This window comes from Rhodopseudomonas julia (genome assembly GCF_030813515.1).
Lineage (GTDB): Bacteria > Pseudomonadota > Alphaproteobacteria > Rhizobiales > Afifellaceae > Afifella > Afifella julia.
Map to the genome: position 1 here is coordinate 815,713 of NZ_JAUSUK010000001.1, position 18,956 is coordinate 834,668.

General features: G+C 64.2%; 18 protein-coding genes. 12 read left to right on the top strand and 6 right to left on the bottom strand.

The window, feature by feature from the left end; all coding sequences use genetic code 11:
- Positions 1–200 precede the first annotated feature (200 nt).
- The gene (locus J2R99_RS03830) at positions 201–701 is read left to right on the top strand and encodes a DUF4405 domain-containing protein (protein WP_307153157.1); all 501 of its coding nucleotides are present in this window, start codon (positions 201–203) and stop codon (positions 699–701) included.
- A 91-nt stretch (positions 702–792) separates the two neighbouring features.
- Here J2R99_RS03830 and J2R99_RS03835 read toward each other — a convergent pair whose 3' ends face one another.
- The gene (locus J2R99_RS03835) at positions 793–1,260 is read right to left on the bottom strand and encodes a hypothetical protein (RefSeq protein WP_307153158.1); all 468 of its coding nucleotides are present in this window, start codon (positions 1,258–1,260) and stop codon (positions 793–795) included.
- 140 nt (positions 1,261–1,400) lie between these two features.
- Between J2R99_RS03835 and J2R99_RS03840 the strand changes: the two genes are divergently transcribed.
- The 11 genes from J2R99_RS03840 to J2R99_RS03890 all read left to right on the top strand — a co-directional run bounded on the left by J2R99_RS03840 (position 1,401) and on the right by J2R99_RS03890 (position 13,589).
- Entirely contained in the window at positions 1,401–2,060 is a 660-nt protein-coding gene (locus J2R99_RS03840; RefSeq protein ID WP_307153159.1) for a response regulator transcription factor, read from the top strand.
- Positions 2,057–3,445, top strand: a complete 1,389-nt coding sequence (locus tag J2R99_RS03845; protein ID WP_307153160.1) for a sensor histidine kinase — start codon at positions 2,057–2,059, stop codon at positions 3,443–3,445. Before J2R99_RS03840 ends, J2R99_RS03845 begins: the two co-directional genes overlap by 4 nt.
- A 148-nt stretch (positions 3,446–3,593) precedes the next feature.
- Positions 3,594–4,763, top strand: coding sequence for a mandelate racemase/muconate lactonizing enzyme family protein (locus J2R99_RS03850; protein WP_307153161.1), 1,170 nt, complete (start codon positions 3,594–3,596; stop codon positions 4,761–4,763).
- Positions 4,764–4,775: 12 nt separating this feature from the next.
- The gene (locus J2R99_RS03855; RefSeq protein ID WP_307153162.1) at positions 4,776–5,678 is read left to right on the top strand and encodes a LysR substrate-binding domain-containing protein; all 903 of its coding nucleotides are present in this window, start codon (positions 4,776–4,778) and stop codon (positions 5,676–5,678) included.
- 121 nt (positions 5,679–5,799) lie between these two features.
- Positions 5,800–7,407, top strand: a complete 1,608-nt coding sequence (locus J2R99_RS03860; RefSeq protein ID WP_307153163.1) for an FAD-dependent oxidoreductase — start codon at positions 5,800–5,802, stop codon at positions 7,405–7,407.
- Complete coding sequence (locus tag J2R99_RS03865; protein WP_307153164.1) at positions 7,404–8,261, top strand: transporter substrate-binding domain-containing protein; 858 nt, start codon at positions 7,404–7,406, stop codon at positions 8,259–8,261. Before J2R99_RS03860 ends, J2R99_RS03865 begins: the two co-directional genes overlap by 4 nt.
- A 50-nt stretch (positions 8,262–8,311) precedes the next feature.
- Positions 8,312–9,058, top strand: coding sequence for an amino acid ABC transporter permease (locus tag J2R99_RS03870; RefSeq protein ID WP_307153165.1), 747 nt, complete (start codon positions 8,312–8,314; stop codon positions 9,056–9,058).
- Entirely contained in the window at positions 9,055–9,897 is an 843-nt protein-coding gene (locus J2R99_RS03875) for an amino acid ABC transporter permease (protein WP_307153166.1), read from the top strand. The genes J2R99_RS03870 and J2R99_RS03875 overlap by 4 nt, the downstream gene beginning before the upstream one ends.
- Positions 9,881–10,669, top strand: coding sequence for an amino acid ABC transporter ATP-binding protein (locus tag J2R99_RS03880; RefSeq protein ID WP_307153167.1), 789 nt, complete (start codon positions 9,881–9,883; stop codon positions 10,667–10,669). Before J2R99_RS03875 ends, J2R99_RS03880 begins: the two co-directional genes overlap by 17 nt.
- Before the next feature lie 90 nt (positions 10,670–10,759).
- Positions 10,760–12,826, top strand: coding sequence for an oxidoreductase (locus J2R99_RS03885; protein WP_307153168.1), 2,067 nt, complete (start codon positions 10,760–10,762; stop codon positions 12,824–12,826).
- Between the two features lie 49 nt (positions 12,827–12,875).
- Positions 12,876–13,589 (top strand): HAD-IA family hydrolase, encoded by a 714-nt coding sequence (locus J2R99_RS03890; RefSeq protein ID WP_307153169.1) that lies wholly within the window; start codon positions 12,876–12,878, stop codon positions 13,587–13,589.
- Positions 13,590–13,657: 68 nt separating this feature from the next.
- Here the strand turns inward: J2R99_RS03890 and J2R99_RS03895 are convergent, their stop codons facing one another.
- Genes J2R99_RS03895 through osmF form a run of 5 tightly spaced genes read right to left on the bottom strand, consistent with a single transcriptional unit; the run spans position 13,658 to position 18,897 of the window.
- Positions 13,658–15,118, bottom strand: coding sequence for an AMP nucleosidase (locus tag J2R99_RS03895; RefSeq protein ID WP_307153170.1), 1,461 nt, complete (start codon positions 15,116–15,118; stop codon positions 13,658–13,660).
- A 45-nt stretch (positions 15,119–15,163) separates the two neighbouring features.
- Positions 15,164–15,898: an ABC transporter permease gene (locus J2R99_RS03900; RefSeq protein ID WP_307153171.1), complete on the bottom strand. Its 735-nt coding sequence runs from the start codon at positions 15,896–15,898 to the stop codon at positions 15,164–15,166.
- The gene (locus J2R99_RS03905; protein ID WP_307153172.1) at positions 15,895–16,833 is read right to left on the bottom strand and encodes an ABC transporter ATP-binding protein; all 939 of its coding nucleotides are present in this window, start codon (positions 16,831–16,833) and stop codon (positions 15,895–15,897) included. The genes J2R99_RS03900 and J2R99_RS03905 overlap by 4 nt, the downstream gene beginning before the upstream one ends.
- Positions 16,830–18,026 (bottom strand): ABC transporter permease, encoded by a 1,197-nt coding sequence (locus J2R99_RS03910; RefSeq protein WP_307153173.1) that lies wholly within the window; start codon positions 18,024–18,026, stop codon positions 16,830–16,832. Before J2R99_RS03910 ends, J2R99_RS03905 begins: the two co-directional genes overlap by 4 nt.
- Entirely contained in the window at positions 17,989–18,897 is a 909-nt protein-coding gene (gene osmF / locus J2R99_RS03915) for a glycine betaine ABC transporter substrate-binding protein OsmF (RefSeq protein WP_307153174.1), read from the bottom strand. The genes J2R99_RS03910 and osmF overlap by 38 nt, the downstream gene beginning before the upstream one ends.
- Between the last annotated feature and the right edge of the window lie 59 nt (positions 18,898–18,956).

Here is an 18,956-nt window from a genome sequence, read left to right on the forward strand (position 1 = left end):
CTGACGCGGCCGGCAATTTGCCGCGCCCCGACTGATCGTTTCCTGACACTCTCCGCCTGCCTCCGTCAGCTCGTCGTAAGGCAGGGGGCGCATCGCTTTGCCCAGACGCCCGCGCGGGACACCGCAGCGCGGCGCCGAAGCGAAGACACCCAAGCCGGAGACAAGGGCCCAAGCCGGCCCGGTCCTGTCAGGAGATTTCAATGCCCTCCCTCTTCAACCGTTACGCGACGCCCTTCATCACGGGTCTTTTCATCGTTTCCCTGGTTTCAGGGATCGCCCTCTTCTTCCATGTCGGCCCGCGCGGCTTTCACGGCATGCACGAATGGCTGAGCATGGTGCTCATCCTGCCCTTCGTCCTGCACATCTGGAAAAACTGGCGGCCGCTGACGAACTATTTCAAGCGCTCGCCCATGGTGATCGCTCTTGCCGTCTCGCTGCTCATTTCTCTGCCTTTCCTCATGCCGACGAGCGGTGAAACGCGCAAAGGCCCTCCGCCCTTCGCCTTTTCGCATCAGATCCTGACGAATTCGGCCGATGCCGTCGCGCCGCTTCTTGGCATGACGGGCGAGGACGTGGCGGCCCGGTTGCGCGCAGCCGGCGTCGAGATCTCAGATCCCGACCAGTCGATTTCCGATGCGATCTCCAAGAGCGGGGCCAACGAGATGAAGGCGATCGGCGCGCTCCTGACGCCGGCAAGCTGACGCCGACTTCTTCCCAAACGGACCTCCTCAAACAAAGGGGCCCGACGCGATCCGCGCCGGGCCCTTTTTCAATTCGTCTCGGTGAGACAGCTCAGATATTGCCGAAATAGCTGCTCGGCGATGCGCCACCGTTCGGAGCCGACGGCCGGCGATCGTTGCGGCGATCGTCGGGGCGGTCGTAGCCCGGCCGCTGGTCGTTGCGGCGATCGAAACCGGGCCGCTGATCATTGTTGCGACCGTTCATGCCTTGCTGGGAACTGCCCGGCCTGGTGCGATCGAAGTTGCGGCTGCAGACGCTGCCGTCGCACGTGCCGTTGCGGGTATCGTTGCGCGGGCGGGCCTGCGCGCCGTGCTTCCCATGCTTCTGATAGGCGTTGGAGCGATATTGCTGGTTGGAACGGCCCCAATCGGAACGCGGGTTGCAGTCGCCGTTGCGATTGGCCGTCTGCTGCATCGCGACCGGCGAGGCGCCGTCTGGCGATGCGGCCATGCTTGCCACGGGGACGAACAAGGTGGCGGCCGCAAGCACGCCGGCGAGAAGGGTCTTTCTGGATGTCATTTCTTTCTCCATGACGATGTTGATGTCATGAAGATCGGCGTGTCGTCTGATCACTTGCTGACGGCGCGCCGAAAATGCCGTCAGCTTCCTGTCAGGCAGGTCAAGCAGAACGTCGGAAGCAAAACAGAAGGTGGATAAGAATGCGCGTCCTTCTCATCGAGGACGACACGGTTCTGGGTGCTGCGGTGCGAGATCAGATCAAGGCCGACGGCCATTCCGTCGACTGGGTCGCACGTCTTGACGACGCCCGCGACACGCTTTCCGCCGGCGTCTTCGATCTCATCCTCCTCGACCTCATGCTGCCGGACGGGCGCGGCGTGCCGTTTCTCAAGAACCTACGCACCAGCGGGGCCGTCACACCCGTCATCATCCTGACGGCGCTCGATCAGATTTCCGACCGCATTGACGGGCTCAATGCCGGTGCCGACGATTACATCGTCAAGCCGTTCGACCTCGACGAACTCTCCGCACGGATCGGCTCCGTCGCCCGCCGTTATTCGGGAAATCCCAATCCCATCGTGACGATCGGGCCCCTCGACATCGACCTCGCGGCCCGCAGCATCCATCGCGACGGCAAGGCGGTGGCGCTGACGGCGCGCGAATGGGCGCTGTTTGAAGCTTTTGTGCAGCGTCCGGGCCAGCTCCTCTCCAAGGCGCAGTTGGAGGAGCGGCTTTATTCCTTCGACGATACGGTCGACAGCAACGCCATCGAGGTGCATGTCAGCCGTCTTCGCAAGAAGCTCGGCCGCGACATCATCGAGACCGAACGCGGCCTCGGCTACCGTCTCGGCCATCCATGAACGCGCCGCGCTCATTGCAGCTTCGCCTTGCGCTTGCTCTGGGTCTCGCCGTCACGGTCCTGTGGCTCGCGGCGGCAAGCTTCACGGCCGAAAAGCTGCGTCACGAAATGGACGGGCTCTTCGACGCGGCTCTCGAGGATGCGGCCCAACGCATCCTGCCGCTTGCCGTGCACAGCACCCGAGAGCACCGGCGCGACGAGGAATTCCGCGAGGACAAGCGTCCTGAGCGGCGTGGCGGGCCGGCAAGAGCGGAACGCATCGCACGGCTGCACAAGGACGACCGCTTCTTCACCTGGGTGGTGCGCGACCGCAAGGGCGAGACGGTGCTGCGCTCGGCCAATGCCGAGAAGGAGGCCTTTCCGCCCTTCACCGGCGAGGGCTTCCGGCAGACCGCGACGCACCGCCTTTATTACGACGCGGCCGGTCGCGACGGACTGACGATCGCGGTTGCCGAGCCCCTGTCTCACCGCACCTCCATGGCGCGCGAGATGCTTCTTTCTCTCGGGCTGCCATTGCTCATCGTCATCCCGCTCAGCCTGGCTGCGATCTTCTTTGCCGTGCGCACCAGCCTGCGGCCGGTGCGGCGGCTGCGCGCCGATCTCTCGCAACGCGGCGCCCGCAATCTCGCGGCACTTTCCGATCAGGGCCTGCCGAGCGAGCTTGAGCCGATCGTGCAGGGCATGAACCAGCTTCTCGACCGGCTGCGTGCCGCCTTCGAGGCGGAACGGAGTTTTGCTGCCAATGCGGCGCATGAATTGCGCACGCCCGTCGCCGGCGCGATCGCGCAGGCCCAAAGACTGCGCGCCGAAACCAAGGACGCCAGTGCAGCCGAGCGCGCGAAGGAGATCGAGACGACGCTGAAGCGGCTCAATCTCCTGTCGGAAAAACTCATGCAGCTCGCACGCGCCGAGGGCGCCAGGTTGCGCACCGACACCCCCGCCGACATGCGGCCGATCCTGAAACTGATCGTGGACGATTTCGCCCGCATCGGTGCCGCACCCCGCCTTCACCTTGAGATGCCGGACGAGCCGGTCCTGTCCGATCTGGAACGCGACGCCTTCGGCATTCTCTGCCGCAACCTCATCGAAAACGCTCTGAAGCACGGACGCACGGGCGAAGCCGTCGATATCACGCTGTCGCCGACCGGCGTTCTGACGGTCGCCAATGCCTGCCCGCCCGTTGCCGACGAGGATCTTGCACGCCTCACGACCCGCTTTGCGCGTGCAACCGACAAAAAAGATGGCAGCGGGCTCGGCCTTGCCATCGTGCGAACCATCGCCGAGCGCGGCGGGGGCGAACTCGCCTTCGCCTCGCCGATCCCCGGCCGAGACGAAGGTTTCGAGGTGCGTTTCACCCTGCCCCGCTCCGACGCCGGATCGGAGTGAAACGCAGGCAGAAACCAGCCGCATGCGGTGCGATTGCGCGATTGTTCTTTGGCGGATTGTTCTTTTAGTTCGCTAAAAGACTGGCCAAACCGGTGATCACAACCGACACTGACAGCAACCTCATCATCACAAAGCGGCAATCTCGATCATGTTTTTGAAGTCTGCTGAAATCTTCGCGCTCAAAAGCGGCGGCATCAATCCGGTCCTCCTGCGCCTGACGACCGACAGCGGGGAGGTCGGCCTCGGAGAAGCCGCCGTCGCCTATGGCGTCGGCGCCAAAGCGTCCGCTGCGATGCTGCAGGAGCTCGCCGAGCGCTTTCTGCGCGGCGGTGTCGATCCCTATCGCGCCGAAAGCGTCGCCGCGAGCATCAAGGATTTCAGCTTCTGGGCGAAGGGCGGCGGGCCGATCCTGCATGCGGGATTGAGCGCCATCGAACAGGCGCTCATCGACATCAAGGCACGCAGCCTCGGCATTCCCGTTTACGAGCTCTTGGGCGGGCGCATGCGCGACACGCTGAGGACCTACGCCAACGGCTGGTATTTCGGCTGCAGTTCGGATCGGGAGCTGCCGGACGCTGCCGAAAAGACCGTCGCGGACGGCTATTCCAGCCTGAAATTCTATCCCTTCGCAGAAATCCTCGACGGCGGACGCCTCCGCCATCCCTCCCTGCGCGGCAGCGACGATCCCGACCTCGTCAAGCGCGGGGTCGCCCTCGTCGCCGCGGTGCGCGAAGCGGTCGGACCGGACGTCGAATTGCTGCTCGACCTTTCCGCCGGCCTCACGCCCTTCGATGCGATCCGCTTCTGCCACGAGATCGAAAAATACGATGTCGCCTTCGTCGAAGAGCCGACCGAGCCCGACGATTTGAACGCGCTCAAGCTCATCTCGGAGCGCGTGCAGCAACCCATTGCCGTCGGCGAGCGGCTCTATGGCCGCCAGGGTTTTCGCGATCTTCTTGAAAGCCGCAGCGTCGCTATCCTGCAGCCCGATCTCGGCAATACCGGCGGCATCTGGGAGGCCCGCAAGATCGCCGCGATGGCCGAGGCCTACGGCCTCAAGGTTCAGCCGCATATCTGCGCCAGCTCACTGTCGACAGCGATCGGTGCGCATTTCAGCGCCTCGATCCCGAATTTCTACGTTCAGGAGCATTTCCCTTATTGGGGGCAGGTGCCGGGCTATGTGGAGGTGTTGAAAGACCCCCTCGAGCCGCGGGTCGTGAACGGCCGCCTTCCCATCGACGCGCAACCGGGCTTTGGCGTCGAGCTCAATGATGAGAAGATTGCCGACTTCTTGTACTGTCGGATCGACCTCACCTGAAATGAGGCTGTCTTGAACCTTCAGCAGCTTGCAGCGTTCCGTGCCGTCATGATGACGGGCACCGTCAGCGGTGCAGCCGAAGTTCTGGGGCGCAGCCAGCCGGCGGTGAGCCGCATGCTGGACCGCCTCGAGGCGGATCTCGGCCTCGCTCTCTTCGAGCGCCGCAAGGGTCTGATCATGCCGATGCCGCAGGCGCGCCGGCTGCTCGACGAGGTCGAGCGTGCCTATGTCTCGCTCGATTCCCTGCAGGCGCTGGCGACACGGCTCGCCAAGGGCCAGGGCGATCAGGTCAATCTCGCAATCCTGCCCGCCCTCGGCCTCAGCTTCATGCCGCGCGTCATCGCCAAATTCCGTGAGGAGCGGCCGGGCACCCGCGTCAGTCTCGCCATTCGCATGTCCCCCACTGTGGAGGAATGGGCGGCGGGCCAGCAGGTGGATTTCGGCTTTGCCGAAATGCCGGTTCGCCGAACCGGCTTCGATACGGAGATCTTCTCCGATTCCCCTTATATCGCGGCGGTGCCGAGTGATCACGAGCTGGCGGATCGCTCATGCCTCGGCCCGAGCGATCTTGCCACGGGGCCGGTCATCTACTGGACGCCCTTCGTGGCGGCCCGTCATCTTCTCGATCAGGCCCTCATCACGTCAGGCGTACGCGTCGAAGCGCTCTGCGAAACGAGCCTCTCGGGCGCCGCCTATGAGATGGTGAAGCAGGGCCTCGGCATTGCCATCATCGACCCCTACACCGCCGTCCTGCAGCACGACGCCCGCATCCGTCTCATCCCCTTCCGCCCGGCCATCCCTTTCAGCGTCGCATTGCTTCGGCCGCAATTTCGCCCCGCGAGCCCGGCGATCGAGCGCATGCTCGCCCTGGCAAAAGTGGAACGGGACAAAGTGCTTGCCGAGGTCCCGTCCTGATCTCTCCGCCGCACCCCAACTCGGTATGCTCTTTGCGCATATCTATCGGCATATTTTTAATTTTGAACATTTCGAGGCTATCGACATAGTCGCGACAGAACGTCGCCTCACCGGGAAGTATATGCCGAGCACCCTTGCGAACCTTGACGGGCTTGAATGCGATGTCGCTGTCATCGGAGCTGGGATCAACGGAGCAAGTGCCGCTCGCGAACTGACCGAAGCGGGTTATTCTGTCCTTCTCTGCGACAAGGAAGATTTCGCCGCCGGAGCGAGCAGCCGATCTTCGCGGATGCTGCATTGCGGCCTGCGTTACTTTGAGGCCGAAAATCCGGTCGCGACCTTCGGTCTGCATCCGCTGCGCTTCATGCAGGCCTTGAAGATGGCGCGCGCCGGCATGGAGGCCCGCCACGAGATCGCCGCAACCGCCGCCGACGGCGTGAAGCCGTTCACGATGTGCTTCCCAGTCTATCCGGAAAGCCCGGTGAAGCGCTGGCATCTCGATGTCGGCCTCAGGCTCCTGGAGCGGATCGGCCCCGGTGCGCCGCCTCTCGAATATCGCAAAATCACCCGCGATTTCGAACAGCACCTGCCCTTTGCGGCTGATCTGCGCGATCTTGACCGCCTCAAGGCTGTGGCGACTTACCGCGAATACGTCTTCGACTGGCCGGAGCGCTTCTGCGTCGATGCCGCCCTTCAAGCGGAAGCGGAGGGCGCCGTGGTCAAAAACTTCTGCCGCGCTGAACTCGTCGCGCGGGATGACGCGAAACGCTGGCTCCTGCGGCTCGTCGCCAAGGACGGCACCACCGCGACGGCAAAAGCCCGCCTCGTCTTCAACATGGCGGGGACCTGGATCGATGAGGTCAATGCGAAGGCCGCCGACAGCTCGCATGAAGAACCCGGCCGACTGATCCGTGGCACCAAGGGCGCGCATATGGTGGTGCGCCTGCCTGAGAGGTATCAAGGCTACGGCATCGCCACCATGCACCGGCAGGGCATGCCCTTCTACGCCCTGCCCTCGCATGACGACTTCTTCTACTTCGGACCGACGGAAACGCCATTCGACGGCGACGCCAAGGATCTTTCCGCAACCGATGACGAGATCGACTTCCTTCTCGGCGAGGCCAACCATCTCCTGCCGGGGCTGAACCTCAAGCGCGCAGACATCGCCTTCACTTGGGCGGGCGTGCGGCCCCTCACTTTCGACGAAGAGCTGCCGATGGGGCGCCGCTCGCGCGAGATCCACGATCTTTCGCAGGCTGGCATGCCGAACGTCTTCGCCATGACCGCAGGCCCGGTGATGTCGCATCGCAGCGCCGGCCGGGTGCTGCGCGAACGTGCCGAGGCAGCACTCGGTCCCGCACCCTACGCCACCGGGAAGACCGCTTCGCTCTGGCAGATCTCCAAGACATCGCCGCGCCTGTCGCAGCCGGAACCCGCCGGCAACGCCAGGCGTGCTGCCTTCCGCCATGCCGTCACGCACGAACATGCACGCGATCTCAAAGGCATTCTTTACACGCGGACGGCGCTTGCCTGGCGCCGTCATCTGTCGCGCGAGGACGTGGAGGAGGCTGCCCGGTCGGTGGCCGATCTCCTCGAATGGACGCCCGAACGAACCGCCGAAGAAGTCGAGGGCTTCCTAAATTACCAGCGGACGGTGTTTCGCACCGGTCAGCGCCCGAATGATCGATCGACCGCAATGCCAGCCTCAACCGGAGACATGCAGCCATGAAATCGATAGCCAAAGTCCTAAGCCTACCCGTCCTCGCCGCACTGGCGGGAGCGACCTTCCTCGCAGCCACTGCGCCAGCCCAGGCGGCTGACGACCGCCTGCAGGAAATCCTCGAACGCGGGACGGTGCGCGTCGGCGTGCTCGGTGCCTTCAAGCCGTGGTCGTTCCCGTCCACCGACGGCACCCAGGAGGGCATCGAAATCGACCTCGCGAAGAGCGTGGCCGATACGCTCGGCGTCGATCTCGAACCGGTCGTCGTCACCTCCGCAAACCGCATGCAGTTCCTGCAGCAGGGCAAGATCGATGTGATCATCGGCGGCATGTACGACACCGCCGAACGCCGCAAGATCATCGGCATCATCGAGCCGGCCTACTGGACCTCCGGCCCGACGCTGATGGCCAAGGAAGGGGCCATTACGAGCTGGGAAGACATCAAGGACAAGCCGGTCTGCGCCAAGCAGGGCGCCAATTACAACAAGCAGGTCCAGCGCGAATACGGGCCGCGTCTCGTCGCCTTCACCGGCAACACGGAAGGCAAGGCCGCACTCCGAGCCGGCAAATGCGTCGCCTGGCTCTATGACGATGCCTCCATCATGGCCGACCTCGCCTCCGGCGAATGGGACGGCTACGAGATGCCCGTCTCCGTCCTCTTCAACAATCCCTGGGCCTCGGCCGTGCCGATCGAAGAGCTCGACAAGCCCTGGGGCGTTTTCATGACCGGCATGGCCTATCGCTGGCAAGCCGACGGCAAGCTCGTCGAGCTCGAAAAGAAGTGGGGCGTGAAGCCGTCCGATTGGCTCGCCGAACAGCACAAGCGTCTCGAATGGGACGAAAGCTACCTCGACGGCCAATAAGAGCCTGTGTCCGAGCCAAGGAAAGTCAGTCTTAATTGCAGGGCATAAGCTTGTTCAGCCTCATCGCACCGTTGTTCCAGCGTCTCTACGACGAGACGGGTCTCAACTTCATCATCTTCTACGATCGCTATGAATACGACCGCTTCGTCTCCGGAATTGCGATTTCGCTGCAGCTCATTTTCTGGTCCATTCTGCTTTCCCTTGTCATCGGGGTTTTGGGCGCGTGGGTGCAGACCTCGCGCTCGAGACTTCTGAGGGGCGTCGTCAACGGCTACATCCAGCTCTTCCGCAACACGCCGCCCCTCATCCAACTCCTGTTCTTCTATTTCGGCCTCGGCGCCTTCACGCCTCAGGTCGATATGGGCGGCTATTACGCGCCGCTCATCTCCTCCTTCAGCTGGGCGATCCTGTCGCTCGGCATTTTCGGCGGCGCCTTCAACGTCGAGATCTTCCGGTCGGGCATCGAGGCGGTGCCGAAATCGACGGCGGAAGCCGCGGAAAGCCTGTGCTTCTCGCGCTGGCAGACCTACGCCTACGTCACCCTGCCTCTCGCCTTCCGCATCAGCCTGCCGGCGCTCACCAACAACCTCGTCAGCCTCGCGAAGACGACCTCGCTCGCCTACGTGATCTCGGTTCCGGAGATGACCTACACGCTCAACCAGGTCTGGTCGGACAACATCAACGTGCCGGAGATGATGCTCGTCCTCTTCCTCTTCTACGTCATTATCGTCAGCCTGATCGCGGCCGGGCTCCACTGGCTCGAGAAACGACTGGCGCTGCCGGGATACGGACGATGAAAACAGCCCGGCCCTTCCGCATCGACGCCGAAACCCTCTCGGCCTTCCTGCCCAGTCGCTCGATCCGCGGCTGGCACGGCCTCGTCCTCGTCGGCATCTTTCTCGCAAGTCTCGCGGCGGCGCAGGCTCAAGGCCTCGCAGCGCCCCAGACACCCTCCGCCATTGCCACACTCATCGCGTGGATGCCCTTCATCCTGAAAGGCTTCGTCCTCAATCTCGTGATGAGCTTCCTGGCGATGGGGATAGCGACGGTGCTCGGGATTGCGCTCGGCATGCTCCAGCTCAGCCATAGCCGCCTTGTGCGCGCACCGGCCTGGATCATCACGCATCTCTTCCGCAATTCGCCCTGGCTCGTCATCCTCTTCGTCGTCATGCTCCTCGTCCCCTTCGAAGTGGAGCTGCCGGGCGGACGGAACGTCATCCTCTCCGACTGGATCAAGGCGACGATCGCCTTCTCGCTGCCGGTGATGGCGAATATCAGCGAGATCGTGCGCGGCGCCATCGTCTCCATTCCGCGCGGGCAGTGGGAATCAGCTGAGAGCCTCGCCTTCACCCGCGGCCAGACGCTGCGCTGGATCATCCTGCCGCAATGCGTCAAGCGGGCGATCCCGCCCTGGATGAACTGGTACGCGCTCCTCGCCATGGCGACGCCGATGGCCTCTATCCTCGGCGTGCGCGAAGCCGTCGGAAATGCGCAGGCGGCGATGGAAGCGGCAGGCGCGCGGCCGGAACTTCTCGTGCCGTTCTATCTGTTCCTGCTGCTTCTCTTCTTCGCCTACATCTATCCGATTTCCATTTGGACCCGAGCGATCGAGCGGAAATATGCTGTCGAGACCTAAGAAAACTGCGCCTGGCGCGGCCGCACCGGCCTGGACGCCGGACATGCCGCTCGTCGAGGTGCACGACGTTCACAAATCCTTCGGCGACCTCGAAGTGCTGAAGGGCGTCAGCTTCAACGTCAGCCAGGGTGAGGTCGTCTGCATCATCGGCCCGTCGGGCTCCGGCAAGTCGACGCTCATCCGCTGCATCAACGGCCTCAACAACATCCAGCAGGGCTCGATCAAGGTCGAAGGCCAGGAGGTCAACGACCCCAACCTCAACCTTCTGGAACTGCGCAAAAAAGTCGGCATCGTCTTCCAGCAGTACAATCTCTTCCCCCACAAGACGGCGCTCGAAAACGTCATGATGGCGCCGGTGAAGGTTCTGAAAGAACCGAAGAAAGAGGTTGAAGAACGCGCCCGCGCGCTCATCGCCAAAGTGCGCCTCGGCGGCAAGGAGGACGTCTATCCCGGTCATCTTTCCGGCGGACAACAGCAGCGCGTGGCGATCGCGCGCAGCCTCGCCATGCGCCCCGACGTCATGCTCTTCGACGAGGTGACGGCAGCCCTCGATCCGGAAACGGTCAAGGAAGTGCTCCTCACCATCAAGGAGCTCGCGGCCGAAGGCATGACCTGCATTCTCGTGACCCATGAAATGGGCTTTGCCCGGGAGGTGGCGGACCACGTGTATTTCACCGACCGCGGTGTGATCGTCGAGCACGGTCCACCGGAAGAGCTTTTCACCAGAGCCAAGGACGAGCGCACCCAGCGCTTCCTTAGCCAAGTCATCTAGCCGCATCGCCGTCGGCCTAGCGGTCGCAACGGCGTGACGTGTCTCGTCGCGCCGATCGGATAGCTGTGCCTTCGTCAGAGAAAGAAAACGATGTCTGAAACCGCACTTCGCGCAAGACCGCTGCAACCGGACCCGTCGCACAAGGATCCGCTCCTGCGCCCGTTGCGCATCAAGCATGTCGAATTCCGCAACCGGATCATGAGCACGAGCCATGCCTGCGGGCTGGAATCCGGCGGCATGCCGCAGGAGGCCTACCAGCTCTATCATCTGGAAAAGGCCAAGGGCGGCATCGGACTTTCCATGTTCGGCGGCTCGTCCAACATCGATCGCGATTCCCCGAACATTTTTCGCCAGCTCAATGTCGGCGACGACGCGATCATTCCGCATTTGCGGCGCTTCAGCGAACGTATGCACGGCGAAGGTGCCGCGCTCATGTGCCAGATCACGCATCTCGGCCGCCGCGGCGATCCCTATGCCGGCGACTGGTTGCCGACGATCGCCCCCTCACCGTTGCGCGAGACCCTGCATCGCAGCATCCCCAAGGAGATGGACGAACACGACATCGAGCGTATCGTGAAGGCCTATGCCGCCGCCGCACGGCGCTGCAAGGAGGGCGGGCTCGACGGCATCGAGACGCTCGCGGCCGGCCATCTGATCGGTCAGTTCCTGTCGCCGCTCACCAACCGGCGCACGGACCGCTTCGGCGGCAGCCTGGAAAACCGCTGCCGCTTTGCCGTGATGGTGCATACGGCGATGCGCGAGGCGGTCGGAGACGATTTCCTGATCGGCATCCGCTACGTGGTCGACGAAGCGACGAAAGGCGGCCTCAGCTTCGACGATTGCGTCGAGGCGGCGCTCCTTTTGAAACGCGAGGGCGCCGTCGATTTCTTCAACGCCATCTACGGCACGATGGACACGACGCGCGCGCTTGCGGAAGAGAACATGCCGGGCATGGGCTCCAAGCTCGCGCCATGGGTGGAACCGGTCGGGGCCTTCAAGGCAGAAATCGGCCTGCCGGTCTTCCATGCGGCCCGCATCGCCGACATCTCTTCGGCGCGCTTTGCCGTTGCCGAAGGCAAGCTCGACATGGCGGGGATGACGCGGGCACAGATTGCCGATCCCCATCTCGTCGCCAAGCTCGCCGCCGGCCGCGAAGACGAAGTCCGCCCCTGCGTCGGTGCCACGCATTGCCAGTCGCCCTACCGCCCCTCCTGCCTGCACAATCCCGTCACCGGCCGGGAAACGACACTGAGCCATGTCATCCGACCGACAAAGGGACTGAAGCGCAAGGTCGTCGTCGTCGGCGGCGGTCCGGCGGGGCTCGAAGCGGCGCGCGTCGCGGCCGAGCGCGGCCATGAGGTCGAGCTCTACGAAGCTGCGGCCAATGTCGGCGGACAGATCCTTCTCGGCGCGACCGGCTCCTGGCGCCGCGATCTCATCGGCATCGTGGAATGGCGCGTCGCGCAGCTTGCGCGCCTCGGCGTCGGCATCCACACCAACGCCTATATGGAGGCCGACGACATTACGGCGCTCACCCCCGACGTCGTCATTCTCGCCACCGGCGGCCTGCCGCAGATCGACCTTCTTGAAGGCGACGATCTCTGCGTCAGCACCTGGGACGTTCTTTCAGGCCAGGTGCCGATCGGGCGCGACGTCCTCGTCTATGACGGCACCGGCCGTCATCCAGGCCCTCTTTCCGCCGAAAAGGCGAAGGAGGCCGGCGCGAATGTGACCTATGCCACGATCGACGCGACGATTTCCGAAGAGCTCACCTATGCGGAGAGGCTGCGGTGGAAGAAGCGCTTTCTCGCCCTCGGCATCGCCCCCATTTCGGAGACCCGCCTCGTCGGAGTGCGTCGTAAGGACAACCGGCTCGAAGCCGTTCTCCTCAACGAGATCTCGCGAGAGGAGACCTCCATTCTCGTCGACCAGGTGATCGTCGAGCAGGGCAGCATCCCGATGAACGAGCTCTTCGAGGAGCTGCGCTCCACCTCGAAGAACGATGGCGTGACCGATATCGAAACCTTCATCCACCTGGAACCGCAGCCGTTTCGCGATGAGGCCGGATTCGAACTCCATCGCATCGGCGACGCCGTCTCAAGCCGCAACATCCATGCCGCCGTGCTCGACGCGGTCCGCATCTGCAGCCCGCTTTGAGCGGGCTTCGCAGTCTCTTCCCATGTCAACTTCCAAGGACACCTGCCCCATGACTTTTGCGCATTTCAAGGTTCTCACATTCGACGTCGTCGGAACGCTCATCGATTTCGAGAAGGGCCTGCTCGACGGATTTCGTATGTTCGGCGGACCGGCAGCCCGCGACCTCAGCGACGACGACCTCTTCGTTCCCTACATCGAGGCCCGCCACATTCATCCCGGCCGCGCCAGCCAGGTCATGGGAGAGGTCTATCAGCATGTCGCCGGCAAGCTCGGGCTCGACCCCAGCGAGGGCGCAGCCGCCGCGTTCCAGGCCCATGCCCTGAAATGGCCGGCCTTCCAGGATTCGGTTGCCGCGCTGAAGCGGCTGCGCAAGCGCTTCCGCCTCGTGGCGATGACGAATGCCGACCGTGTGATCTTCTCCAGCTACTCCCACACCCTCGACAATCCCTTCCATGACAGCGTCACCCTGGACGATGTCGGCGTCGCGAAACCCAATCCGCGCTTCTTCGACTTCAACCGCGGCCGCCAGTCGGCCTTCGGCTACAAGCAGGACGAGATTCTCCACGTTGCGCAGAGCCAGTATCACGACATCGGCGTGGCTCGGGAGCTTGGTTATTCCGTCTGCTGGATCGAGCGGCGTCAGGGCCAGGAAGGCTTCGGCGGCACGCCAGTGCCGAAGGAGGTGACGAAGCCGGACTTCCATTTCGCGACGCTGGCTGAGCTCGCCGATGCGATCGACGAGGATTTCGCCGCAAACCGCTGAAGCGGTCGAGCGCGTTTGAATGCTGCAGGCCGGCTCCGGCCGACCTGCCTCCACCCACACTTCGGGGCTCAGCGGAAGGGCGGCTCGTCGAAGGCGCGCAGCTTGCGCGAATGCAACCTGTCGCCCTCCTTGCGCAGGAGCTCGACGGCGCGGATGCCAATCTGCAGATGCTCCGAGATCGCCCCTTCATAGAAGCGGTTCGCCTGCCCCGGCAGCTTGATCTCGCCATGCAGAGGCTTGTCGGAAACGCAAAGAAGCGTTCCGTAAGGCACGCGGAAACGGTAGCCCTGCGCGGCGATCGTCGCGCTCTCCATATCGACGGCGACAGCGCGGCTCTGGTTCAAGCGATGCGCCGAGGCGGTGTAGCGAAGCTCCCAATTGCGATCGTCGGTGGTGACGACGGTGCCGGTTCTGAGCCGCAGCTTCACCTCTTCCCCATGCATGCCGCTCACCTGCTTGGTGGCGTCGTAGAGCGCCCGCTGCACCTCGGCGAGGCTCGGGATCGGAATATCCGGCGGCAACACGGCATCGAGAACATGGTCGTCGCGCAGATAGGCGTGAGCGAGCACGTAATCGCCGATCGACTGGCTTTCGCGCACCCCGGCGCAATGACCGATCATCAGCCAGGCATGCGGGCGCAGCACCGCCAGATGATCGCAGATCGTCTTCGCATTCGACGGCCCGACGCCGATATTGACGAGGGTGATGCCACCGCGGCCGGCCCCCATCAGATGATAGGCCGGCATCTGGTGCTTCTTCCAGGCAAGCTCGGAGATCGCCCGCTCCGGATCCTCCGTCTCCTTCGTCACAAGGCTGCCGCCGGCGCAGGAGAGCGCCTCATAGGGGCTCTCCGGATCGCGCACCTGCCGGCACGCCCACCGGATGAACTCATCGACGTAGCGGCTGTAATTGGTGAAGAGAATGAACGGCTGAACATGTTCGGCCGGCGTGCCCATGTAATGCTTCAGCCGCGCCAGCGAAAAATCCGTCCGCAGCGCATCGAAATGCGACAGCGGGATCTCCTGGGCGGAGGCAAACAGCCCGTCGGAGACTTCATCGCCGATCAGGGCAAGTTCCGTCGTCGGAAAATGCCGGATCATTTCGAGCGTCGTCGCCCGGTCGAGCACGAGATCCCCGTCCTCCAGGACATAGGGAAAGGGGATCTCCTGGGCCGAGGGCCGCACGCTCAGATGCACGCGGTGGTCTTCGGCCAGGATGGCGAGCTGATCGGCAAGATAATTGCGAAAGAGAGCCGGCCGCGTGATCGTTGTCGTGTAGCCGCCCGGACGCGTGAAACGCCCATAAGCGCGCGGCTTGAAGCTGCGCGGCGGCGCACCGTCCCAGCTGACGTGCAGCTCCGGATAACAGAAAAGGCCGGCCTCGCGGGCCGCCGGATCGGGCGGCGTTCCGTCTTTGGCGAAGAGCGCGATGGCGTCCCGCAGCTCTTGGACGGCCCCGTCGTAAAGCTGCTCCAGGCGATTCAGCGCGTCTTCGACGCCGGCTATGTCGGTTGTCCTGTCGTCTTTCATCACACTTCCTTCCGCCGGGAAGGGCATATCGCAAGATGCCTTCGTTTAGCTACGGGCGGCCGTCATGCGGGAAACCTCGCCGAGACCGTCATAGAGGATGACGGCGAGCGCGCCGGTCAAAAGGCCGCCCTGCAGCACGAAGGCGAGATTGTTGGAGTTGAGCCCGGCGATGATCACCTCGCCCAGGCCTTTGGCGGCGACCGTGGAGCCGATCGTCGCCGTCGAAAGCGCGATGACGAGCGAAATGCGCACGCCTTCGAGAATCACCGGCAGAGCGAGCGGCAGCTCCACCTGAAAAAGCCTCTGACGTCCTGTCATGCCCGTCCCCTTGGCCGCCTCGGCGACAGCGGGCTGCAGACCGGTGAGGCCCGCGAGCGTGTTCTCGAAGATCGGCAGAAGCCCGTAGAGAAAGAGCGCGATCAGGGTCGGCCAGGTCCCGAAGCCGACGACCGGCACGGCAAGCGCCAGCACCGCGACGGGCGGAAAGGTCTGGCCGATATTCACGATGGCGCGCGACAGGGGCAGAAATTCCGCGCCGATCGGCCGGCTCACCAGGATTGCGAGCGCCACGCTGATGAGCGTCGCCGGCACGATCGCCGCCACCACGATCAGAAGATGCGAGATGGTGAGGTCGAGAAGGCTCGCGCGGTCATAGATCGCCGGCGCGCCCACGGGTGCAAACGGCTCAAGCAACGGCCTGAACGCCTCCGGGACGAAGAGGAAGGCGAGCACCAGCGCGACGAGCGCAAGCCGCAGGAGAAGGACGAAAGGCCGGCTCATGCCACCGATCGCGCTGCATCGAGAAGCGCCCCTCGCCGCACGAGACCACGCGCCGTCCCGTCTTTACCGACCACGGGCAGAACCTCGCGACCGCTCCAGATCATTTCCGCCAGCGCATCATACAGCGAGCGGTCGGCGGCAATCGGCGTTCCTTCCGCGGTTCCTTCTTCGGTCCGCTCGCTGACCGGAATGAGCGAGAGATAGCGGAACGGCCGGTCGTCGTCGCCGACGAGATTGCGGACGTTATCGCTTGCCGGATGGGTCAAGATTTCGGCCGGCGGTGCGAGCTGCTCCACCCGCCCCTCGCTCATCACGGCGATGCGGTCGCCGAGCCTGATCGCCTCCGCCATATCGTGGGTGACGAGCAGGATGGTGGAGCCGAGGCGTTCTTGGATGCTCTTGAGATCGGCCTGCGCCTTCGCACGGATGACCGGATCGAGCGCGCCGAAGGGCTCGTCCATCAAGAGCATGTCGGGACGGGCCGCAAGTGCGCGGGCGACGCCGACGCGCTGCGCCTGACCGCCCGAGAGCTGGTGCGGATAGCGCGGCGCGATCTCATCGGGATCGAGCTGCAGGAGTTCCAGAAGCTCGTGCACGCGCGCGTCGATCTTCTTGCGGTCCCAGCCGAGAAGCTTCGGCACGGTGGCGATGTTGCGAGCCACCGTCCAATGCGGAAAAAGCCCGTGATCCTGGATCGCATAGCCGATGCGGCGGCGGAGCTCATAGGCCTTCATCTCACGCGTATCGGTGCCGTCGATCTCCACCAGCCCCCGTGTCGGCTCGACGAGCCGATTGATCATCCGCAGGAAGGTCGACTTGCCCGAGCCGGAGGTGCCGACGATCACCGTGATCGTCGCCGCCTCGATCTCCATCGACACGTCCCGGACAACGGCATTGCCGGCATATTCCTTGGTGAGGCCTTCGATGCGGATCATGCCTTTGCTCCGGGCAGAACGTCGATGACGGCGTCGAGCACGACGGCGGCGGCAAATGCCAGCGCCACCGTCGGCAGCGCGCCGAGAAGAATGAGGTCGGTCGCCGTCTGGCCGAGCCCCTGGAAGACAAAGGTGCCGAAACCGCCCCCGCCGATGAGCGCGGCGATCGTGGTGAGGCCGATATTCTGCACGAGCACGATGCGCACGCCCGTCAAAATGACCGGCAGGGCAAGCGGCAGTTCGACGGAGATGAGCCGCTGGCGGCTCGTCAGACCCATGCCGGCGGCCGCTTCGGTGACGCTCGCCGACACGCCGGAAAGCCCTGCTGCCGTGTTCGCCACCATCGGCAAGAGCGAATAGAGAAAGAGCGCGACGAAAGCCGGCGCCATGCCGATGCCGCGGATACCGATCTCGGAGGCGCCCGGCACATTCGCCGCCACCCAGCTCAAGGGCACGATCAGCATGCCGAAGAGCGCGATCGAGGGGATCGTCTGGATGAGGCTCAAAGTGCTGAGGATCGGGCCTTTCAGCCGTTCGGAGCGATGGATCAGAATGCCGATCGGCACACCTGCGGCAATGGCGGCGGCGAGCGAGCCGAAGGCGAGCTGCAGATGATGCGCCCCCTCCCGCCAGAAGGTCGCCGCATGGCCGCGATATTCGGCGAGGATCGACAAGGCGTCCCACTCGCCCGTCACCAGGATCGCGGCGATCGCGGCCGCGGCGAGCGCAAAGACGCCGAGACGCAGCAAGGGCCCCGGCCGTAGCCGCACGATCGCATCGGTGATCAGGATCGAGAGCGCAAAGCCCGCGAGCCAAAACCCCGTCCCCGGCGCCACGCGTGCGAAATCGGCGCCATCGGCCATCAGCATACGCGCCGAGACGCCGATCGCGATCAAGAGGAGAAGCAGGGTGAGCGCCGGCACGGCGAGGCGGATCGCCGGCGGACGCACGAAGAGCGCCACCGCTATCGTGGCGAGCGCGCCGGCGAGAAGCGCAAAGGCCCAGACGGCGGGCAACGCCTCGAAAAGGCCGCGCGCCTCGGCGAGCGCGATCCGGTTCGCCCGGTAACTCGAAAGCGGCAGAGCGAGCGCAAACGCCAGCAGCGCGCCCATGGGCGCGCCGAGCTTGTCAGGACGCGGGATCACAAAGCCCGGCTCAGCCGTCGATGAAATCGTGCGAGACGAGGAATTCATGGGCCACATCGGCCGCCGGCTGGCCCTCGACCTGCACCTGGCCGTTGAGCTTCTGCAGCGTTTCGAGCGTCAGAGCTTCGAAGACGGGCTTCAAGAGATCGGCGATCTCCGGATGCTCGTCGAGAACGGGCTTTCTGATGATCGCCGTCGGCTGATAGACGGGCTGCACGCCCTTGTCGTCTTCCAGAACCTGCAGGCCGGCCGCCTGGATCGCGCCGTCGGTGCCGTAGACCATCGCTGCATTGGCGCCGTTCGTCTCTCGCGCCGCCGCGCGGATCGTCGCCGCCGTATCGCCGCCCGAGAGCACGATGAGCTGATCGGAATTGAGCTTGAAGTCATAGGCCTTCTGGAAGGCCGGCAGAGCCGCGGCGGAGTTCACGAATTCCGAGGAGGCGACCAGCTTGACGTCGCCGCCATCCTTCACCCATTTCCCGAAATCGGAGAAGGTCGTGATGCCGTTCTCCTCTGCCACATCGCTTCTGAGCGCCACGGCCCAGGTGTTGTTGGCCGGCGCCGGCGTCAGCCAGACGATGTCGTTTTCCTCTCCGTCGAGCTTCTTGGCCATGTCGTAGGCCTTCTCGGCATCCGTCCAGACCGGCTCGTCGGCGCGATTGAAGAAGAAGGCCGCGTTGCCGGTATATTCCGGATAGATGTCGATCTCGCCGGCGGTGATCGCCTTGCGCACCACGGGCGTCGCGCCGAGCTGCAGACGGTTCTCCGTCTCGATACCGGCATCGTTCAGGACTTCCAGAATGATGTTGCCGATGACGCCGCCTTCGGTGTCGATCTTGGAGGAGACGACCACCTGGGCGGAGGCGCTACTGGCGGCGAACGTTCCGGCCGCGACAGCCAGGGCGATGAGAATTTTCATGGACGATCTCCAAAATCTCCGACGATGGGTGACGCGACCATCGGCGCGCGGTGCGAACG